This is a genomic window from Nocardia sp. FDAARGOS_372 (assembly GCF_002554515.1).
GTDB lineage: Bacteria > Actinomycetota > Actinomycetes > Mycobacteriales > Mycobacteriaceae > Nocardia > Nocardia farcinica.
On the sequence record NZ_PDDW01000001.1, the window covers coordinates 1,155,608 to 1,173,972 of the forward strand.

Consider the following 18,365-nt stretch of genomic DNA (forward strand, 5'->3'; position numbering starts at 1 on the left):
GTCAGTTCATGACGCAGCTCAGCGCCGGGTCTGCGGTCTCGGAAGCCGAATTGTTCGACATTTCCCGGTCGGTGCGCGGATTTCTGCCCGAGGACGAGGGACGCGCGCTGCACGCGGCCGCCGCGCGGTATTGCGCGGGCGGTCCGCTGGTCGAAATCGGCACCTACTGCGGAAAATCCACGCTGTTGCTCGGCGCGGCCGCGCGCGCGTGCGGGTCGACCGTCTACACCGTGGACCACCACCGCGGTTCGGAGGAACACCAGCCGGGCTGGGAATACCACGACAGTTCCCTGGTGGATCCCGAAACCGGGTGTTTCGACACCCTCCCCGAATTCCGTCGCACCGTCCTGCGGGCCGGATTGGGCGACACCGTCGTCGCGTTGGTGGGCTCGTCCACCCAACTGTCGTCGGTGTGGGGCGCGCCGCTGGATTTCCTCTTCATCGACGGCGGACACACCGAAGAAGCGGCGCAGGCAGACTATTCCGGCTGGGCGAAATTCGTGGCGGTGGGCAAGGCACTCGCCATTCACGACGTCTTTCCCGACCCGGCCGACGGCGGGCGCCCGCCGTATCACATCTACCGACGCGCGCTCGACAGCGGCGAATTCCGTGAGGTGAGCGCGACCGGCTCGTTGCGCGTGCTGGAACGAACCGGCGATTCCTGACCGGGACGCCCGTGTCGGTCAGACGCCGACCGGCGCCGGCACCGGGAGCGCGGTCGAGCGGAACAGTCCGTTGGCGGGGGTGGTGCGTGAGAGCGCATCGGCGGCCAGCACCACCGCGGCCGCGGTCCAGGTGGTGCGCTCCTCGGGCCAGCGCTTGCCGTCGGCGAACACGAGGCCGGTCCAATACGAGCCGTCGTTCTCCCGCAGGTGCTGCATGGCGGCGAACAGGCGGTGCGCGCGGTCGTCGTCGCCGAGCGCGTCCAGCGCCATCACCAGCTCGCAGGTTTCCGCGCCGGTCACCCAGGGCCGGTCGGCCACGCAGCGGATGCCGATGTTGCCGACCACGAAGTCGTCCCACCGCGCATCGATCCTGGCCACCGCCGCCGGACCGCGCAGCGCTCCGCCGAGGACCGGGTAGTACCAGTCCATCGAGTAGCGGTCCTTCGGGGTGAACAGGTCGGGTCGATGCCGCAGTGCCGCGCCGAGCCGGTGCCGGGCCAGCGCCCACTCCGGGCGCGGATCGTTCATCAGCTCGGCCAGCGCGACGGCGCAGCCGAGGCTGTGGTGGATGCTCGCGCACCCGGTGACCAGGGCCTCGGCGAGCACACCGCCGTGTTCGTCGGCCGCCCAATAGATCTGGCCCTGCGGACCGGCGGCGGCGAGGACGAAGTCGACGGCGGCGCGCACGGTCGGCCACAGCTCCGCGGCGAGATTCAGGTCACCGGTGCACAGGACGTGGTGGTAGACCCCGGTGGCCAGGTAGGCGCAGAAGTTCGTCTCGGCGCCACCGTCCTCGACCACCCCGGCGCGGAACTGGCGCGGCCACGACCCGTCCGGCCGCTGCGTCTCGGCCGACCACCGGTACGCGGCGACCGCTTCGTCCCGGAAACCGGTGACGGTCAAGGCCATCGCCGATTCCACGTGATCCCACGGGTCGGTGTGCCCGCCCGGAAACCAGGGGATCGCGCCCGTGGGTTCCTGCGCGGCCGCGATCGAGGCGCCGGTGCGGTGGCACTGTGAGCGGGTCAGCGCCCACGGGACGCCGGGCAGCTCAGACGGCGGCACGGTGCACCGCCGGCTTGGCGAAGTACAACGCGACGCTCTTGCCGATGAGCGGATCGAGCAGTGCTTCGGCCACCCGGGTGACCGCGGGACGGGACATCATGTCCCACACCAGCATTCGGTGGTAGGCGCGCACGAGGGCATGATCGCGCTCGACGCCGACCGCGCACTTGATCCACCAGTACGGCGCGTGCAGGGCGTGCACGTGGGTGCGGTGCACGAAGCGCATGCCGCGGCGGGCGATCTTGTCGCGCAGCTCGTCCGCACGATAGATCCGCACGTGCCCGCCCTCGTTGCTGTGGTACTCGGTCGACAGCGCCCAGCACACCCGCTCGGGCAGCCAGCGCGGCACCGTCACCACCAGCTGGCCGCCCGGTTCCAGTACCCGCACCAGTTCGGCGATGGCCTGGTCGTCGGCGGGGATGTGTTCGAGGATCTCCGAGGCGATCACCACGTCGAAGTGGTTGTCGGGATAGGGCAGTGCCAGGGCGTCGCCGCGCACCGTCCGCGCGTTCGCGCCGGCGGGCGCCTCGCCGGCGGCCGCCATCGCCTCGAACATGGTCTGCACCCCGGCGAGGTCGTCGGCGTTCTGGTCGAAGGCGATGATGTCGGCCCCGCGCCGGTAGGCCTCGAAGGAGTGCCGTCCCGCGCCGCAACCGACGTCGATCACCCGGGTGCCCGGGCCGAGTGCGAGCCGGTCGAAGTCAACGGTGAGCACGAGGAACCTCCTGGGCGTTGTCGAGTGCGCGGCTCCCGGTACGGGCGATGGCACGCAGGTAGATCCGGGCCGTCTGGGCGGCGACCGATTCCCAGCTGAACACCGAGACGGCCCGCTCGCGGCAGGCGGTGGCCATCGCCTGCCTGCGCAACGGCGCGTCGAACAGCGCGCCGAGGGCGGCGGCCAGTTCGTCGGCGTCGCCGGGGGTGATCAGATCGGCGCAGACCCCCGGTTCGCCGACCACCTCCGGCAGCGCGCCGGTACGGCTGACCACCAGCGGCGTGCCGCTGGCCATCGCCTCCACCGCGGGCAACGAGAAGCCCTCGTACAGCGAAGGGATGCAGGCGATCTCGGCCGAGGCGAGCAGATCGGCCAAGTCCGCGTCGCTGAGGCCGGCACGCACGGTGACGATGTCGGACAGGCCGAGTTCGGCGATGAGCTTCTCGGTGGGACCCTCGGGTTCGAGCTTGGCGACCAGCTGCAGTTCGATCCGGTGGGTCACCCGCAGCCGCGCGCAGGCCCGCAGCAGATGCGCCACGCCCTTGAGCGGCTTGTCGGCGCTGGCCACCGCGACGATGCGGCCCGCGACCCGCGGGGCCGCCCGCGGCGCGAACAGGGTGGTGTCCACGCCGAGCGGCACCACGTTGAGCCGGCCAGGGTCGACGCCGAAGTCGGCCACGATGTCGGCGGCCGACGAACTCGACACGGTGACCAGGTCGGGGATCCTGCGCGCGACCCGTTGCTGCATGCCGAGGAAGCCGTACCAGCGCCGAACCAGCGGTTTGCGTCGCCAGGGTGCGGCGGCCAGGTCCACCGCGCGGTCGCGGGTGATGGGGTGGTGCACGGTGGCCACCACCGGCAGGAACTCGGCGATGTCGAGCAGCCCGCTGCCCAGGCACTGGTTGTCGTGCACCACGTCGAAGTCGCCTGCGCGCTCGCGCAGCAGCCGCGCGGCGCGCAGGCTGAAGGTGCGCGGCTCGGGGAAGCCCGCGGTCCACATGGTCGCCAGCTCCAACAGGTCGATCCGGTCGCGGATCTCGCGCGGATGCGGGGTGCGGAACGGGTCGGACTCGCGGTAGAGGTCGAGGCTGGGCACCTCGGTCAGGCGCACCCGCGGATCGAGGTCCTCCGGGTACGGCTGACCCGAGAACACCTCCACCTCGTGTCCGAGTTCGGTCAGCCCCGCGCTGAGCTTGCGGACGTAGACGCCCTGTCCGCCGCAGTGGGTCTTGCTCCGGTAGGACAGCAGGGCGATCCGCACGCTCAGTTCCCTTCCCCGGCCGGGACGGCCAGTTTGGCGGCCAGGCGCTCCAGATAGGCCCGCACCTGTTCCTCGGGCTTGTCGGGCAAACCGTACAACACGTCGGTCACTCCGGCGGCCCGCCATTCCGCGAGCCGCTGCGCGTCGGGTTTGATGTCGAGTGCGACCACCCGGGGCGCTCCCGGCCTGCCCGCTTCCGTCCAGATCGACCGCAGCAGCGCGAGCCGGTCGGTGATGTCGGTTTCGCCCGGGGTGGTGATCCAGCCGTCGGCCGAGCGGGCGATCCAGCGGAAGGTCTTCTCGGTGCCCGCCGCGCCGATCAGCACCGGCACGTCGCGGCGCACCGGCTTGGGCCAGGCCCAGCTGGGACCGAAGTCGAGGTGTTCGCCGTGATACTCGGCCTCGTCGTCGCGCCACAGCGCCCGCATGCCCTCGAGGTATTCGCGCAACACCGTGCGGCGCTTGCCCGCGGGCACCTTGTGGTCGGCGAGTTCGTCGGTGTTCCAGCCGAATCCGGCGCCGAGCAGCACCCGGCCGCCGGAGAGGTGGTCCAGTGAGGCGATGGTCTTGGCGAGGGTGATCGCGTCGTGCTCGACCGGCAGCGCGACCGCGGTCGCCAGTTCGATGCGTTCGGTGACCGCGGCCGCCATGGCGAGGGAGACCCACGGATCGAGGGTGCGCATGTAGCGGTCGTCGGGCAGGCTCGCGTCACCGGTCTGTGGATGCGCGGCCTCGCGTTTGACCGGAATGTGGGTGTGCTCGGGAACGTAGAAGGAGTGGAAGCCGAAATCCTCGGCCGCGCGGGCCGCCGCGGCCGGGGTGATCCCGCGGTCGCTGGTGAAGAGAACGATGCCGAAGCGCATGGGTGTGCTGCCTTGTCTGTGCTGGGTCCGGTCGTGCGTCACGCGCGCCCGAGCGCGGCGGTGACGACCTCGTCGAGTGCGTCGCCCTGCGCGGGGTCGAGCTGTGTGCCGAGGAATCGGGCGATCGCGTGCAGCTGCTCGCCGGTGCACTCCCCGTTGTGCAGCGCGGCGCTCACCTGGATGCTCGCGACGTCCGGCAGGCCACCCGCGGTGAGGGCGCCCAGCAGTAGCAACCTGCGATCGCGCACGCTCAGCCCGGGCCGCGACCAGATGCCGGCGAAGAGGTGGTCGGCGGTCAGGGCGAAGAGCTCGTCGGTGCCGTCGGCGAAGTCGAAGCCGTAGACCTCGGCCATCTTGGCCAGCCCGCGCTCGCGCACGGTCGGTCCGGGGTTCTCGGCGCCGGTGGGCGGGTGCGGCGCGGTCATGGCCGCGCGATCCGCGCGCCGGTGCGGACGGTGTGCTCGGTGGTACGCCGCATGCGGTCACTCCTGGGGCCCGGGGGAGCCGCGGGGCGGGGTCCGCGGCTTTCCTGCGCTGTCTGGACAGGTGTTCGGAATATAGTCCGAACTGATCATGAACCGCAAGAACATGTTCCTGTTTTTCGCGGTCGTCCGGTAGTGCGATTTCGCTGCGCGGCGCATCGCCGCGGCGGTTTCATGGAGTGATCGTACGTTCCCATTGTTATGGAATAGTGTCGGTGGTAGTGTCCAGACACATGTCCAGCTATCTGTCTCCACGCTGCGTCACGGGGCCGCCGCCCCGGAAGAACCTGTTATCGAAATGGGGGTGCGCGCGATGACGGCGGCATCGTCGGAACCGGTGATCTTCGACCCCTACGACTACGCCTTCCACGAGGATCCCTATCCGGTCTACGCGCGGCTGCGCGCCGAGGCGCCGCTCTACCACAATCCGGAGCTGGACTTCTGGGCGCTGTCCAGGCACGCCGACGTCACCGCGGCCTTCCGTGACGCCACCCGGCTCTCCAGCGCCAACGGCGTCTCGCTCGACCCGGCCGCCTGGGGCCCGCACGCGCATCGCACCATGTCGTTCCTGGCGATGGACGACCCGCGGCACATGCGCATGCGCAAACTGGTCTACAAGGGGTTCACCCCGCGCCGGGTCGCCGAGATGGAGACCCGAATCCGCGAGATCACGCTGTCCTACCTCGAGCCCGCGCTCGAGCGCGGGCGGCTGGACTGGATCGACGAGTTCGCGGGCAAGCTGCCGATGGACGTCATCTCCGAGCTGATGGGCGTGCCCGAGCCGGACCGCGCCGAGATCCGCAGGCTGGCCGATCTGGTCGTGCACCGCGAGGACGGCGTGCTGGACGTGCCCGACGCGGCGATCGACGCCTCGCTGCGGCTGGTCGGCTACTACGCCGACATGGTGAAGGACCGTCGGGCCGACCCCACCGACGACCTCACCTCGGCCCTGCTCGACGCCGAAATCGACGGCGACTCGCTCTCCGACGACGAGATCATCGGCTTCATGTTCCTGATGGTGGTGGCGGGCAACGAGACCACCACCAAACTGCTGGGCAACGCGGTCTACTGGGCCGCGCGCAACCCCGCCGAGTACGCCAAGGTCGCCGCCGATCCCGACCGGGTACCGGACTGGGTGGAGGAGACGTTGCGGTACGACACCTCGAGTCAGATGGTCGCCCGCAGCGCCACCACCGACATCGACTACCACGGCGGCACCATTCCCGCGGGCGCCAAGGTGCTGCTGCTGATCGGCTCGGCCAACCGGGATTCGGCGGCCTTCGACGACGCCGACAGTTACCGCATCGACCGGCACGACACCAGCGCGCTGGCCAGCTTCGGCGCGGGCGTGCACTTCTGTCTCGGCGCGCACCTGGCCCGGCTGGAGGCCAATGTCGCGCTGCGCGAATTCGCCACGCGCGTCACCGATTACACCGTGGTCACCGAGGGCATCGAGCGGGTGCACTCGACCAACGTCCGCGGGTTCGCCCACCTGCCCATCACCGTGGAGGTGCACTGATGCCCCGTTTCGACCCCCATCCCGCGCGCAGGCCCGCGCTGATCGCGGGCGCGTCCTCGGGCATCGGCGCCGCCACGGCCGTGGCGCTGGCCGCGCTCGGACACCCCGTCGCCCTGGGCGCCCGCCGGGTCGAGCTGTGCGAGGAGATCGCCGGGAAGATCCGCGCCGACGGCGGCACCGCGCTGGCGCACCGCCTCGACGTGACCGACGACGCCTCGGTGGACGCGTTCGTCACCGCCGCCGAGGCCGCCCACGGGCCCACCGAGATGCTGGTGTCCGGCGCCGGGGACATCGAATTCGGGCCGGTGGGGGAGATGGCGCCGGACCAGTTCGTGAAGCAGGTGCAGGTGCATCTGGTCGGCGCGCACCGCATGGTGCACCGGGTGCTGCCGGGCATGACGGCGCGCCGGCGCGGCGACATCGTGCTCATCAGCTCCGACTGCGCCGACCACCCGCGCCCGCACACCGGCGCCTACAGCGCGGCCAAGGCCGGTGTCGAGGCGATGGCGGTGCAGTTGCGGATGGAATTGGAGGGCACCGGGATCCGGGCGTCGCTGGTGCGGCCGGGGCCCACCCAGACCGGGATGGGCATGACCTCGGCGCCGGAGGTCGTCGGGCCCATGCTGGAGGCCTGGCAGGAGTGGGGCTTCGCCCGGCACCCGTACTTCCTGCGGGCGTCGCAGCTGGCCGACGCGGTGGTCGCGGTGGTCAGCGCGCCGCGCGGCGCCCACCTGGTGCTGGTGGAGGTGCAGCCGGAAGCGCCCCTGAAGCCGCGGCCGGAGGCGGACTCGTGAGGATTGTGGTCGACCTGGACCTGTGCCAGGGGCACGCGATGTGCCAGGCCGAGGCGCCGGAGGTGTTCCGGGTGCCCAAGCGCGGCCAGGTCGAGATCCTCGATCCCGCCCCAGGTCCGGGGCTGCGCGCGCAGGTCGCCGACGCCGTCCGCTACTGCCCCACCCAAGCTCTGTCGCTCGTCGAGGACGAGGACGATTCCACTGCGAAAGGGACACACCGATGACGGGTTACGAGCGCGAAGAACTCGACGAGATGGTGCGCCGCTGGGTCGCGGAGAACCAGCGATGCGAGGAGAAGGGCGACTGGAAGCCGCTGGCCGAGCTGTACACCGAGGACGCCACCTACGGCTGGAACTACGGGCCAACCCAGGAGTTCATGGCGGTCGGCCGGGCGGAGATCCGCGAGCTCGCCCTCGGACAGGAGATGCTCGGCCTGGAGGGCTGGACCTATCCGTACCAGGAGTTCGTGGTCGACGACCGCAGCGGTTCGGTGATCGGACTGTGGAAGCAGGTCGCCGACGCCACCCGCCCGGACGGCAGCCACTACACGGTCAACGGCATCGGCGGCAGCTGGTTCCGTTACGGCGGCAACTTCCAATGGTCCTGGCAGCGTGACTTCTTCGACTTCGGCAACGTCTCGGCGCTGTTCCTGGAGATGATCACCGCCGACGCGCTCTCGCCCGGCATGCAGCAGCGCATCCAGCGCTCCACCTCCGGCACGCGACTGCCGGGCTGGTACAAGATCGGCGAGTCGCCGGTCCCGCTCTGGTGAGTGCGATGAGCGAGTCCAGCCGATTCCGCCCGCTCGCCCGCGAGACCCTGGCCGCACTGGTGCCCGAACTGCTGCTGTGCGGGCACCTCATCGACCGGTCGGGCATGGCGTACTCGATCGCCGCGTTCGGGCGCGAGGGGATGGCGCAGGTGGCGATCGAGGAGTGGCAGACCGCCAGCCCGGTCTACACCCGGCGCATGCAGGCGGCGTTGAACTTTCGTGGCGACAGCGTCGAAACCATCTTCAAGGGCCTGCAACTCGACATCGGCGCGCCGCCGCAGTTCATGGACTTCCGGTTCCGCGTCGACGACCACGATCACGGCGAGTTCTGGCTCGACCACTGCGGCGCGCTCGCCGACGTGGAACCGATGGGGGAGGAGTTCGTGGTCTCGATGTGTCACGACATCGAGGACCCGACCTTCGACGCCACCGCGCTGGCGACCAACCCGCACGCCCAGGTCCGCCCGATCCACCGCCCGCCCCGCAACCCGGCGGGCCGGGTGCCGGTGTGCGCGTGGACGGTCACCATCGATGCCGCGCACGTCCCGCCGCCGGTGCCGCCCAACGCCGGGCTGCTCGCCGGATCGGCGGCCGCCCGGCTGGACCTGGCCCCGATCGACCCGACCGAGGAGGGACAGGCCGACTATTCCGGTCCGCTGCTCAGCGATCTGCGCTTCGCCGACTTCTCCCACTCGGCGCTGGTGCGCATCGCCGAGGAGGTGTGCCTGCAACAGCACCTGCTGACGATGGGTTTCCTGATCGCCGTACGCGCCAGGACCGGTGCCGAGGAGGCGGCGGTGATCGCGCGCAAACAGTTCACCGGCATCGCCGGGCTCACCGCGGAACGACTGCGCCGCTGCCTCGGGCTGGGTACCGACGCCGCCGCGCTGGCCGCCGTCCTGCGCGTGCATCCGGCGCTGAATCCCTTGCCCTACACCGGAATCGAGATCGAGGAGGCCGGGGAGCGGGTGCGCCTGCACATTCCGCGGGCGAGCGGCGCGCAGACCGACGGCACCTGGCCCGCCCTGTTGACCGCGGGGCAGCTGCAGCCGCTCGACGCGCTCGCCCGCGCGGTCGACCCGCGATACGTGGCGACCGGCGAGGACACCGCCGACGGCCTGTCCGTCGAGTTCACCCTGGCCGACCGGCCGTTCCGGGAGGCCTCCGAGGTGGCCGTCACCCGGTTCAGCACCGGGGCGGCCTTCGAGTTCACCGACCGGGGAATTCCTTTGCCGCTCACCGTGGTGTGAGCGAGAGAGCGAGGCGAGAGCCGATGGCAGACCAACCTCTGCGGGTCATCCAGTGGGCCACCGGCGGGGTGGGGCGCGCCGCGATCGAGGGCGTCCTCGACCATCCCGGCCTGGAACTCGTCGGGGCGTGGGTGCACAGCCCGGACAAGGACGGCCGGGATCTCGGCACGCTGGTCGGGCGCGCCGAGATCGGGGTGCGGGCGAGCACCGACGCCGACGCCCTGCTCGCGCTGCCCGCCGACTGCGTGATCTACAGTCCGATGACGGCCGACACCGCGGTGATGCGGGCGATCCTGCGCTCCGGCAAGAACCTCGTCACCCCGCTGGGCTGGTTCCATCCGGCGGGCAAGCAACGCGCGGGCTTCGACGCGGTGTGCCGGGAGGCCGGCGTCACCCTGCACGGCACCGGCATCCACCCCGGTGGCATGACCGACAAGCTGCCGATCGTGCTCTCGGCGTTCTCCGGTTCGATCACCGAGGTGCACGCGCACGAGTACTCCGACATCCGCACCTACGGCGCCCCCGATGTGGTACGCGAATGGATGCGCTTCGGCGCCACCCCGGCCGAGGCGACCGGCGGACACATGGCGGCGATGCTCGCCGGCGGCTACGGCCAGTCGGTGCGGATGATCGCCGACGCGCTCGGATTCGCCCTCGACGACGAGGTGCGCACCGTGCACGAGGTCGCCGTGGCCACCGCGCCCATCGAATCACCGATCGGGGTCATCGAACCCGGCCTGGTGGCCGGACAGCGCATCCGCTGGGAGGGCACCGTCGACGGCGCGGCGGTGGTGACGGTCGGGGTGAACTGGCTGATGGGGGAGGACGACCTCGACCCGCCGTGGCGGTTCGGTCCGGGGGGCGAACGCTACGACATCCGGATCGTCGGCGACCCCGGCACGCACGCGGTGATCACCGGCATGCACGCGCACAGCACCACGGCGGGCCTGGCACGGCATCCCGGCATCGTCGCCACGGCCATGCACTGCGTCAACTCCGTGCCCGCCGTGGTCGCCGCCGAGCCGGGCGTGCGCACCTATCTCGACCTGCCGCTGCTGGGTGGTGTCGCCGCGGGGCCCGTGCACCGCGCCGCCGCTCCCGCCGGCGACCACCCGCATTCCTAGGAGGTACCCCATGAGCGCACCGTCGCTGCCCCCGGGCTTCGACTTCACCGACCCCGGCCTGTGGGCCCGGCGCCGTCCCGTCGAGGAGTTCGCCCTGCTGCGCCGCACCGCGCCGGTCTGGTGGAATCCGCAGTCCGACGCGGACTCCGGCGGCTTCCACGACGGCGGCTACTGGGTGGTGAGCAAGCTCGCCGACATCAAGGAGATCTCGCGCCATCCGGAACTCTTCTCCTCCCAGCTCAAGGGCTCCATCATCCGGCTGCCCGGCGACATCACCCCGCAGCAGATGAACGAGACCGGCGCGCTGCTGCTGAACATGGACCCGCCCAAGCACTCCAAGATCCGCCGGATCATCGCCAAGGGTTTCACCCCGCGGGCGGTGGAGAGCCTGCGCGCCGCGCTCACCGAACGCGCCGAACGCATCGTGCACGAGGCGAAGCGGGCGGGCAGCGGCGATTTCGTCGAACAGGTCGCCTGCGAGCTGCCGCTACAGGCGATCGCCGAACTGCTCGGCGTGCCGCAGGAGGACCGCCGCAAGGTCTTCGACTGGTCGAACCAGATGCTCAACTACGACGACCCCGAGTACGGCGACCCGGCGATGGCCTCGGCCGAAATCCTCGGTTACGCCTGGAACATGGCCGAACAGCGCCGAGCCTGCCCGGCCGAGGACATCGTCACCGAGCTCGTGCACGCCGACGTGGACGGCGACGGGCTGGCCTCCGACGAGTTCGGCTTCTTCGTCATCCTGCTGTCGGTGGCGGGCAACGAGACCACCCGCAACGCCATCACCCACGGCATGAAGGCCTTCGTCGACCACCCCGAGCAGTGGGAGCGGTTCAAAGCCGAACGCCCGCGCACCGCGCCCGACGAGATCGTGCGCTGGGCCACCCCGGTGACCGTCTTCCAGCGCACCGCCACCGCAGACGTGGAACTGGGCGGGCAGACCATCCGGGCCGGCCAGCGCGTCGGATTGTTCTACGGCTCGGCCAATTTCGACGAGGACGGCTTCGACGACCCGTTCACCTTCGACATCGGCCGCAACCCCAACCCGCACGTCGGCTTCGGCGGCACCGGCACCCACTACTGCGTCGGCGCCAACCTAGCCCGCCTCGAAATCGACCTGATGTTCAACGCCATCGCCGACGCCATGCCCGACCTGCGCCAGCTCGCCGAGCCGGTCCGCCTGCGCAACGGCTGGATCCACGGCATCAAGAGCTGGCAGGTCGCCTACGAATAGGTCTGCGGAACCGGCGAAGCGCCGCGATCGAGGGGTCGCGGCGCTTCGTGGCGTGTGTGTCGAGTGGTGTGCGCTCGGTGGTCCGGTCAGCCGCGGCGGGCGGTGGCGAGCAGGGCTTCGACGCTGGTGAGTTTGACGCGGGGGCGGCCGGTCGCGGCGCCCGCGGCGCGTTCGGCGCGGTCGATGTCCTGCCAGGCGGTGCGGTCAACCACGTCGGGTTGCCGAGTGCGGATCAGTGCGGTCAGGGCGGTGCGGTCACCGGCCGGGGTGGGTAGCAGTCCGGCACGGAAGTCGGCGAGCAGGGCCTGCACGGTTTCGGCGGAATCGCCGCGGTTGGAGCCGATCACGCCGCGGGCGCCGCGTTTGATCCAGCCGGTGACGTACAACCCGGGCACCGGCCTGCCGCCGGGCGCGTCGAGGACACGACCGGCCGCGTTGGGCACGATGCCGCGCTCGGGGTCGAACGGCACGTCGGGTACCGGCACGCCCCGGTAGCCGGTCGCGCGCAGGACCAGCGACGCCTCGATGTGCGCCCGGTCGTCGGTGCGGTCGGCGACCACGCCGTCGGCGGTCTGCCGCACGCGGGTGCGCGCGTACTCCACACCGGTGACCCGGTCCGTCCCGAGGATCGCGGTGGGGGCGGCGCGGTAGCCGAAGCGGATCCGACGGCGGCCCGAACCCACCGCGGCCGAGGCGTATTCGTGGACCAGCGCCACCTTGCGGCGGGCGGCGTCGTCGCCCTCGGGCACGGCGGTGCCCGGCCCCGGCGCCAGATCGGCGGGGTCGACGATCACGTCCACCCCGGACAGGTGTGCGAGGGCGAGGAATTCGGGACCGGTGTAGGCCGCCTGCGCCGGGCCGCGCCTGCCGAGCACGACCACCTCGCGGATGCGCGAGTGCCGCAGCGCGGCCAGCGCGTGGTCGGCGATGTCGGTGCGGGCCAGCTCGTCGGGGTCGGCGGTGAGCACGCGGGCGATGTCGAGGGCGACGTTGCCGTTGCCGATCACCACCGCGCGCTCGCCGGACAGATCGACGGCGAGGTCCGCGTGCTCGGGATGGCCGTTGTACCAGGCGACGAAATCGGTGCCGGAATGGCTGCCCGGCAGGTTTTCGCCGGGGATGCCGAGCTCCCGGTCGGCCGAGGCGCCGACCGCGTAGATCACCGCGTGACAGCTGTCCAACAATTCGGCCTGGGCGACATGCTCGCCGACAGTGACATTGAGATGCAGCTGGACCGCGTCGCGCTTGATGGCCGCGGCGAACATCTCCGCCACCGCCCTGGTCTGACCGTGATCGGGCGCCACCCCGTGGCGGACCAGGCCCCACGGGGTGGGCAGCCGGTCGAACATCTCCACCTCGACGTTGCCCGCGGCCAGCAGATGCTCGGCGGCGTAGCAGGCGGCGGGACCGGTGCCCACGATCGCGACCCGCAGGGTGCCCAGGTGGGCGGGCAGCCGCGCGGGCGGCGCCGGGAGCGGCAGATCGGTGGTCATCGGGTGCCGAGCGAACCAGTCGGCGTTGATCTCGCGGTAGCGGTCCAGCTGCGCGGGCAACTCGTCCTCGGCGTAGACCGCCCCGACCGGGCAGGCCTCGAAGCACGCCCCGCAGTCGATGCAGGTCTCCGGGTCGATGTAGAGCATCTCCGCCGAGGTGAACTCGGGGTCCTCCGGGCGCGGCCGGATGCAGTCCACCGGGCATTCGGCCACGCAACTGGCGTCGTTGCAGCAGCGCTGGGTGATGACGTAGGCCATCAGCTGGTCCTGACCCGGCGGCGGTAACGCACCCGGCAGGGCTGTTGCAACTGCACCACCATCTTGGAGTGGTCGTTGCGGTAGCTCTCCGACGGCTGCGCCATCTCGAATTCCCAGTCCCGCAACAGGATCGAGAAGATCGCCTTCAGCTGCATGAGCGCGAACGCCGCGCCGACGCAGCGGTGCCTGCCCGCGCCGAACGGGATCCAGGTCCAGCGGTTGACCAGATCCTCCTGGTTCGGGTCGATGTAGCGGCCGGGGTCGAAGGTGTCGGGGTCGGGGAAGTCCTCGGGCAGGCGGTTGGAGATGGCCGGGGTCGCCGCGACGTGGTCGCCCGCCGCGATGTGGTGCCCGCACACCTCGAAATCGCCCTGCGCGACCCGCATGAGGATGATCAGCGGCGGGTGCATCCGCAGCGTCTCCTTCAGCGTCGCCTCCAGTAGCGGGATCTGGCGCAGCGCGTGGAAGCTGACATCCTTGCCGTCGGCGAACAACTCGTCCAGCTCGGCCACCACGCGGTCGCGCAGCTCGGGATGGCGCAGCAGTTCGATGACCGTCCAGGCCGCGGTGCCCGAGGTGGTGTGGTGACCGGCGAACATCATCGAGATGAAGATGCCGGTGATCTCGCTGGCCGAGAAGCGCGGACCGCCGTCCTCGTTCGGCACCGAGACCAGCACGTCGAGCAGATCCCGGTCGGACTTGTCGGCGGGCGGGTTCGCCGCGCGCTCGTCCATGATGGCCTGCACCAGCGCGACCAGCGCGGCGCGGGCTTCGTCGCGGCGGCGGAAGCTCTCGATCGGGGCGTAGGGATCCACGTAGGCGAGCGCGTCGGTGCCGCGCTCGAGCTCGTGGTAGAGCCTGGCGAAGCGATCGTCGAGTTCGTTGCGGAACTTCACGCCGATCAGGCAGGCCGAGGACGTGTAGATGGTCAGTTCGGCGAAGAAGTCGAGCAGGTCGATCTCGCCCTCGTCGTCCCATCCGGCGATCATCCGGTCCACCTCGGCGGCGATGGTGGTGGCGTGCCCGCGCATCTGCTCGGCGCGCAGGGCGGAGTTGTGCAGCATCTCCTTGCGGCGTTCGGGGCTGGCGTCGAAGACGACGCCCTCGCCGAAGATCGGTTTCATGAACGGGTAGGCCGCGCCCTGGTCGAGGTCCTCGTCCCCGGAACGGAAGAAGAACTCGTTGGCTTCCGCGCCGCTGAGCAGGATGACCTGCTTGCCCGCGAGTTCGAAGGCGCCGACATCGCCGCACTCCTGCCGCACCCGCCGCATGAGGGCGATCGGATCGGTGCGGAACTCCTCGAGATGCCCGTGCTCGTGTTCGCCGCCGGAGACCCGCCGTGGTTTCACCAGAGTCATCGGAATTCCTTCCCCAGATACCTGTCCACGTCATATGATGGACACGTGTCTGGACAGTACTACGGCTGACCGGACGCGGGCAAGGAGTCGCGGTCGGCCCCGCGCACCGGCCCTCTCGCGAGAGGTGAGAAGTGGACGCAGGACAATCCGACAGCCACGAGCGATACGTACTGCTGCGCACCGCCTGGTCGCTACTGCGGCTCAAGGTCGCCGGCCTGGCGATGGTGACGGTTCTCCTCGCCGTCGTGCTGCTGGCGCTGGCCATGTTCACCGGCCGGTTCCAGTCCACCGCGGTCGTCACCGTCGACGCGCCGCGGAGCGGCCTGGTGCTCGACCCCGACGCCAAGGTGCGCATGCGGGGCGTGGAGATCGGCCGGGTGGCCGCGATCGAACCGGCCGCGGGCCGGGTGCGGCTGACGCTCGCCCTCGATCCCGAGCTGATGCGCATGGTGCCGGAGAACGCCCTGGTCGACATCCGTTCCACCACGGTCTTCGGTGCCAAATACGTCAACTTCGTCGCGCCGCCGCAGCCGTCGGACCGGCCGCTGCGCGCGGGGGCGCTGGTGCGCGGCGAATCGGTGACCGTCGAGTTCAACACCCTGTTCCAACGGCTGTCGACCATCCTGTCCCGGATCGATCCCGCCGAGCTCAACGCCACCCTGTCCGCGATCGGGCAGGCGTTGCACGGCCGCGGCGAAACGCTCGGTGACCTGCTCGCTCGCGCCGACGCCTACCTGCGCGAGATGAATCCGACGCTGCCCGCGCTCCGCGCGGACATGGCAGCCACCGCCCAGGTCGGGCACCTCTACGCCGATACCGCGCCCGAGTTGCTGCACACCGTCGACAACGCGACCGGCACCGCCACGACGCTCACCGAGCACGCCGCCGAGTTCGACGAGGTGCTCATGAACGTGACCGGGCTCGCGCAGACGGCGGGCACGGTGCTCGCGGAGAACGAGGGGCGACTGGCCGAGTCGCTCGGCCTGCTGGCCCCCACCACCGGGTTGCTGAACCGGTACAACCCGGTCTTCTACTGCATCGTCACCGGCGTGGCGTCGGTGCTGCCCCAGGGTGAGGCGATCTTCGGCGGCAACCAGCCGGGCGCGGCCTTCAACACCAACTTCATGCTGGGTGGCGAGCCCTACAGCTATCCCGAGGACCTGCCGAAGGTGAACGCGACCGGCGGGCCGAGCTGCGCGGGCATCACCGATCGGGTGCCCGGCTCGCACGCCGACTACGTCGTCACCGACACCAGCGAAGGCGCGCCCTTCACGCCCTCGACGGGCATCCGGTGGCTCGACGACCCGCCCCGCGTCTTCGAGATCATCTTCGCCGGCCTGCCCGGCGTGGGCAGGCGCTGACCGCCGGTATACCCGCCGGTGGCACGACGAAAGTGAGCGAATCCGAGCATGAGCGGACATGGATCGATGCGTGGCCGCGGTGCGGTGGTCGTCGGCGCGACCAGCGGCATCGGCCGCGCCGTCGCCGAGGCCCTGGCAGCCGAGGGCGCGGGGGTGGTCGTGAACGGGCGCGACAGCGCCGCCGTCGACGCCGCGGTCGCGCACCTCGGCGCCCGCGCGCGGCAGGGCGGCAGGGTGGTCGGGGTGCCGGGGTCGGCGGCGCACGAGGCGGTGGCGCAGCAGGCCGTCGCCACCTGCCGCGCCGAGTTCGGCACGGTCGACGTGCTGGTGAACTGCGCCGGCGTGCCCGAGCCGGACGGCTCGTCGATCCTGAATGTCACCGAGCCGCAATGGCATGCACTGCTGGAGGCGCACCTGGGTACGGCGTTCGCCACCTGCCGGGCGGTGGCGCCGCACATGGTCGCCCAGGGTCGCGGGTCGATCGTCACCACCGGTTCCTTCGCCTACCTCGGCGACTACGGCGGGACCGGATACGCGGCGGGCAAGGGCGCGGTCACCAGTCTGACGCTGGCCGTCGCGGCGGAGCTGAAGGAGCACGGCGTCCGCGCGAACGTCGTGTGCCCGGGCGCGAAGACCCGCCTGTCCAGCGGGCCGGGCTACGAGGCGAAGATCCGGGAGCTGCACCGGCGCGGGCTGCTCGACGAGGTGTCCGCGCACGGCGCGCTCGACGCGCCGCCCGCCGAGTACGCCGCGCGGCTGTACCTGTTCCTCGCCGGGGACCGCGCCGCCGATGTCACCGGGCAGGTCTTCGTCGCCGCGGGCGGATTCGTCGGCCGGTTCGAGCGGCCCACGCCGGCCGTTCTCGGCTACCGCGACCACCACACCGATCCCCCCTGGGAACTCGGCGACCTCGAGCACATGATCGGGCGGCGGGCCCGCCGATGAGTGCCGTACCACGCTTCCCCGAACTCCGGTGCTCCACCCCCGCCGACCTCGCGCCCGTGCCGGCAGCCTGGGAGCGCCGTCGCGACCCGGCGCGGTTCGCCGGGCTGTCCGCCGATCCGGGAAGCACCACAGCGTGAACGCCGACGCCACCGCCGCGGACCTCGAACCCGCCTGCACCGCAGCGCAACTCACCCCGGAGTGGCTCGGTCGTGCGCTCGGCCGCCCGGTGCGGGCCGCCCGCGTCGAACCGGTCGGCACCGGCCAGATCGGCGCCGTGTACCGGGTCCACCTCGACGGCGCAGGCGTGCCCGAACGCGTGCTGGCCAAGCTGCCCGCCGCCGACCCCGGTACCCGCGCCATGCTCGCCGGCCCCTACCGGCAGGAGGTCGCGTTCTACACCCGCCTGGCGGCGACGGTGGCGGTGCGGGTGCCGCGGTGTCATCACGCCGTCAGCCGGGGCGACGGCGCCGAGTTCACCCTCCTGCTCGAGGATCTGGCCCCGGCCACGCCGGGCGACCAGATCGCCGGCTGCGGCTACCCGGAGGCCGCCGCCGCCGTCCGGAATCTCGCCGGACTGCACGCGCCGCGCTGGTGCGACCCCACGCTGCTCGACGAACCGGGCCTGTCGCTCACCGGGCCCGGCGAGGCGGCGATGCTGGCCGACCTCTACGGCCCGGCGCTCGACACCTTCCTCGCGCGCCTCGGCGACCGGCTGGACCCCGCCGATGCCGACACGCTGCGGGCCTGCGCCGCCGGGTCGGCGGACTGGCTGGTGGCCCGCCCGGAGCGATTCGCGCTCGTCCACGGCGACTACCGGCTCGACAACCTGCTGTTCGACACCCGCGGCGGCGGCACCGTCACCGCCGTCGACTGGCAGACCCTCGGATTGGGCCTGCCCGCACGGGATCTGGCCTATTTCGTCGGTACCGCGCTCGACCCCGCCGACCGGGCACGCCACGAGGACGCGCTCGTCGAACAGTACTGGCGGGCGTTGTGCGAGCTCGGCGTCACCGGATACACCCTCGGGCAATGCCGGCGCGACTACGTCTTCGCGATGCCGCAGGGTCCGCTGGTCGCCGTGTTCGGGGCGGCCTACGGTACGCCGAGCGAGCGCGGCGACGCCATGTTCGCCGCCATGGTCCGGCGCAGCTGCGCCGCGATCCGGGAACTCGGCTCACTCGCCGCGACACCGGGCTGAACCGG

Annotated in this window: 18 protein-coding genes; 11 read left to right on the forward strand and 7 right to left on the reverse strand. The window is 71.3% G+C overall.

Translation table 11 applies throughout. The annotated features are described in order from the left end of the window. Positions 1-8 precede the first annotated feature (8 nt). Positions 9-665: a class I SAM-dependent methyltransferase gene (locus CRM89_RS05845; protein WP_098083420.1), complete on the forward strand. Its 657-nt coding sequence runs from the start codon at positions 9-11 to the stop codon at positions 663-665. 18 nt (positions 666-683) lie between these two features. Here CRM89_RS05845 and CRM89_RS05850 read toward each other — a convergent pair whose 3' ends face one another. The 5 genes from CRM89_RS05850 to CRM89_RS05870 are packed head-to-tail and all read right to left on the reverse strand — an operon-like array spanning position 684 to position 4,994. Next, positions 684-1,730 carry a prenyltransferase gene (locus CRM89_RS05850; protein ID WP_011209108.1) on the reverse strand — a complete coding sequence of 349 codons (1,047 nt, stop codon included), beginning with the start codon at positions 1,728-1,730 and terminating at the stop codon, positions 684-686. Beyond that, positions 1,717-2,445: a methyltransferase domain-containing protein gene (locus CRM89_RS05855; RefSeq protein ID WP_011209109.1), complete on the reverse strand. Its 729-nt coding sequence runs from the start codon at positions 2,443-2,445 to the stop codon at positions 1,717-1,719. Before CRM89_RS05855 ends, CRM89_RS05850 begins: the two co-directional genes overlap by 14 nt. Next, a complete protein-coding gene (locus tag CRM89_RS05860) occupies positions 2,432-3,706 on the reverse strand; it encodes a glycosyltransferase family 4 protein (RefSeq protein WP_098083421.1) in 1,275 nt (424 codons plus the stop codon). The genes CRM89_RS05855 and CRM89_RS05860 overlap by 14 nt, the downstream gene beginning before the upstream one ends. A 2-nt stretch (positions 3,707-3,708) precedes the next feature. Then, positions 3,709-4,569: an LLM class F420-dependent oxidoreductase gene (locus CRM89_RS05865; RefSeq protein ID WP_011209111.1), complete on the reverse strand. Its 861-nt coding sequence runs from the start codon at positions 4,567-4,569 to the stop codon at positions 3,709-3,711. Between the two features lie 38 nt (positions 4,570-4,607). Continuing rightward, the gene (locus CRM89_RS05870; protein WP_098083422.1) at positions 4,608-4,994 is read right to left on the reverse strand and encodes a carboxymuconolactone decarboxylase family protein; all 387 of its coding nucleotides are present in this window, start codon (positions 4,992-4,994) and stop codon (positions 4,608-4,610) included. Between the two features lie 370 nt (positions 4,995-5,364). Here CRM89_RS05870 and CRM89_RS05875 point away from each other — a divergent pair, with 370 nt between their 5' ends. Genes CRM89_RS05875 through CRM89_RS05905 form a run of 7 tightly spaced genes read left to right on the forward strand, consistent with a single transcriptional unit; the run spans position 5,365 to position 11,747 of the window. Next, positions 5,365-6,570, forward strand: coding sequence for a cytochrome P450 (locus tag CRM89_RS05875; RefSeq protein ID WP_011209113.1), 1,206 nt, complete (start codon positions 5,365-5,367; stop codon positions 6,568-6,570). Then, complete coding sequence (locus tag CRM89_RS05880; RefSeq protein ID WP_060591515.1) at positions 6,570-7,364, forward strand: SDR family oxidoreductase; 795 nt, start codon at positions 6,570-6,572, stop codon at positions 7,362-7,364. Before CRM89_RS05875 ends, CRM89_RS05880 begins: the two co-directional genes overlap by 1 nt. Next, a complete protein-coding gene (locus tag CRM89_RS05885; protein WP_011209115.1) occupies positions 7,361-7,588 on the forward strand; it encodes a ferredoxin in 228 nt (75 codons plus the stop codon). Before CRM89_RS05880 ends, CRM89_RS05885 begins: the two co-directional genes overlap by 4 nt. Then, a complete protein-coding gene (locus tag CRM89_RS05890) occupies positions 7,585-8,136 on the forward strand; it encodes a nuclear transport factor 2 family protein (RefSeq protein ID WP_011209116.1) in 552 nt (183 codons plus the stop codon). Before CRM89_RS05885 ends, CRM89_RS05890 begins: the two co-directional genes overlap by 4 nt. Before the next feature lie 5 nt (positions 8,137-8,141). Beyond that, complete coding sequence (locus CRM89_RS05895) at positions 8,142-9,386, forward strand: hypothetical protein (protein WP_098083423.1); 1,245 nt, start codon at positions 8,142-8,144, stop codon at positions 9,384-9,386. Positions 9,387-9,409: 23 nt separating this feature from the next. Continuing rightward, positions 9,410-10,510, forward strand: coding sequence for a dihydrodipicolinate reductase (locus CRM89_RS05900; RefSeq protein ID WP_098083424.1), 1,101 nt, complete (start codon positions 9,410-9,412; stop codon positions 10,508-10,510). Positions 10,511-10,520: 10 nt separating this feature from the next. After that, on the forward strand, positions 10,521-11,747 hold the full coding sequence (locus CRM89_RS05905; RefSeq protein ID WP_011209119.1) for a cytochrome P450: 1,227 nt from the start codon (positions 10,521-10,523) through the stop codon (positions 11,745-11,747). A gap of 86 nt (positions 11,748-11,833) precedes the next feature. Here CRM89_RS05905 and CRM89_RS05910 read toward each other — a convergent pair whose 3' ends face one another. Continuing rightward, on the reverse strand, positions 11,834-13,498 hold the full coding sequence (locus tag CRM89_RS05910; protein WP_098083425.1) for an FAD-dependent oxidoreductase: 1,665 nt from the start codon (positions 13,496-13,498) through the stop codon (positions 11,834-11,836). Then, complete coding sequence (locus CRM89_RS05915) at positions 13,498-14,856, reverse strand: cytochrome P450 (RefSeq protein WP_011209121.1); 1,359 nt, start codon at positions 14,854-14,856, stop codon at positions 13,498-13,500. The genes CRM89_RS05910 and CRM89_RS05915 overlap by 1 nt, the downstream gene beginning before the upstream one ends. A gap of 131 nt (positions 14,857-14,987) precedes the next feature. Here CRM89_RS05915 and CRM89_RS05920 point away from each other — a divergent pair, with 131 nt between their 5' ends. The 3 genes from CRM89_RS05920 to CRM89_RS05930 all read left to right on the forward strand — a co-directional run bounded on the left by CRM89_RS05920 (position 14,988) and on the right by CRM89_RS05930 (position 18,360). Further along, the gene (locus CRM89_RS05920) at positions 14,988-16,217 is read left to right on the forward strand and encodes an MCE family protein (RefSeq protein ID WP_086838865.1); all 1,230 of its coding nucleotides are present in this window, start codon (positions 14,988-14,990) and stop codon (positions 16,215-16,217) included. A 48-nt stretch (positions 16,218-16,265) separates the two neighbouring features. Beyond that, the gene (locus CRM89_RS05925; RefSeq protein WP_098083426.1) at positions 16,266-17,162 is read left to right on the forward strand and encodes an SDR family NAD(P)-dependent oxidoreductase; all 897 of its coding nucleotides are present in this window, start codon (positions 16,266-16,268) and stop codon (positions 17,160-17,162) included. A gap of 133 nt (positions 17,163-17,295) precedes the next feature. Next, a complete protein-coding gene (locus CRM89_RS05930; protein ID WP_098083427.1) occupies positions 17,296-18,360 on the forward strand; it encodes a phosphotransferase family protein in 1,065 nt (354 codons plus the stop codon). Positions 18,361-18,365: the final 5 nt, after the last annotated feature.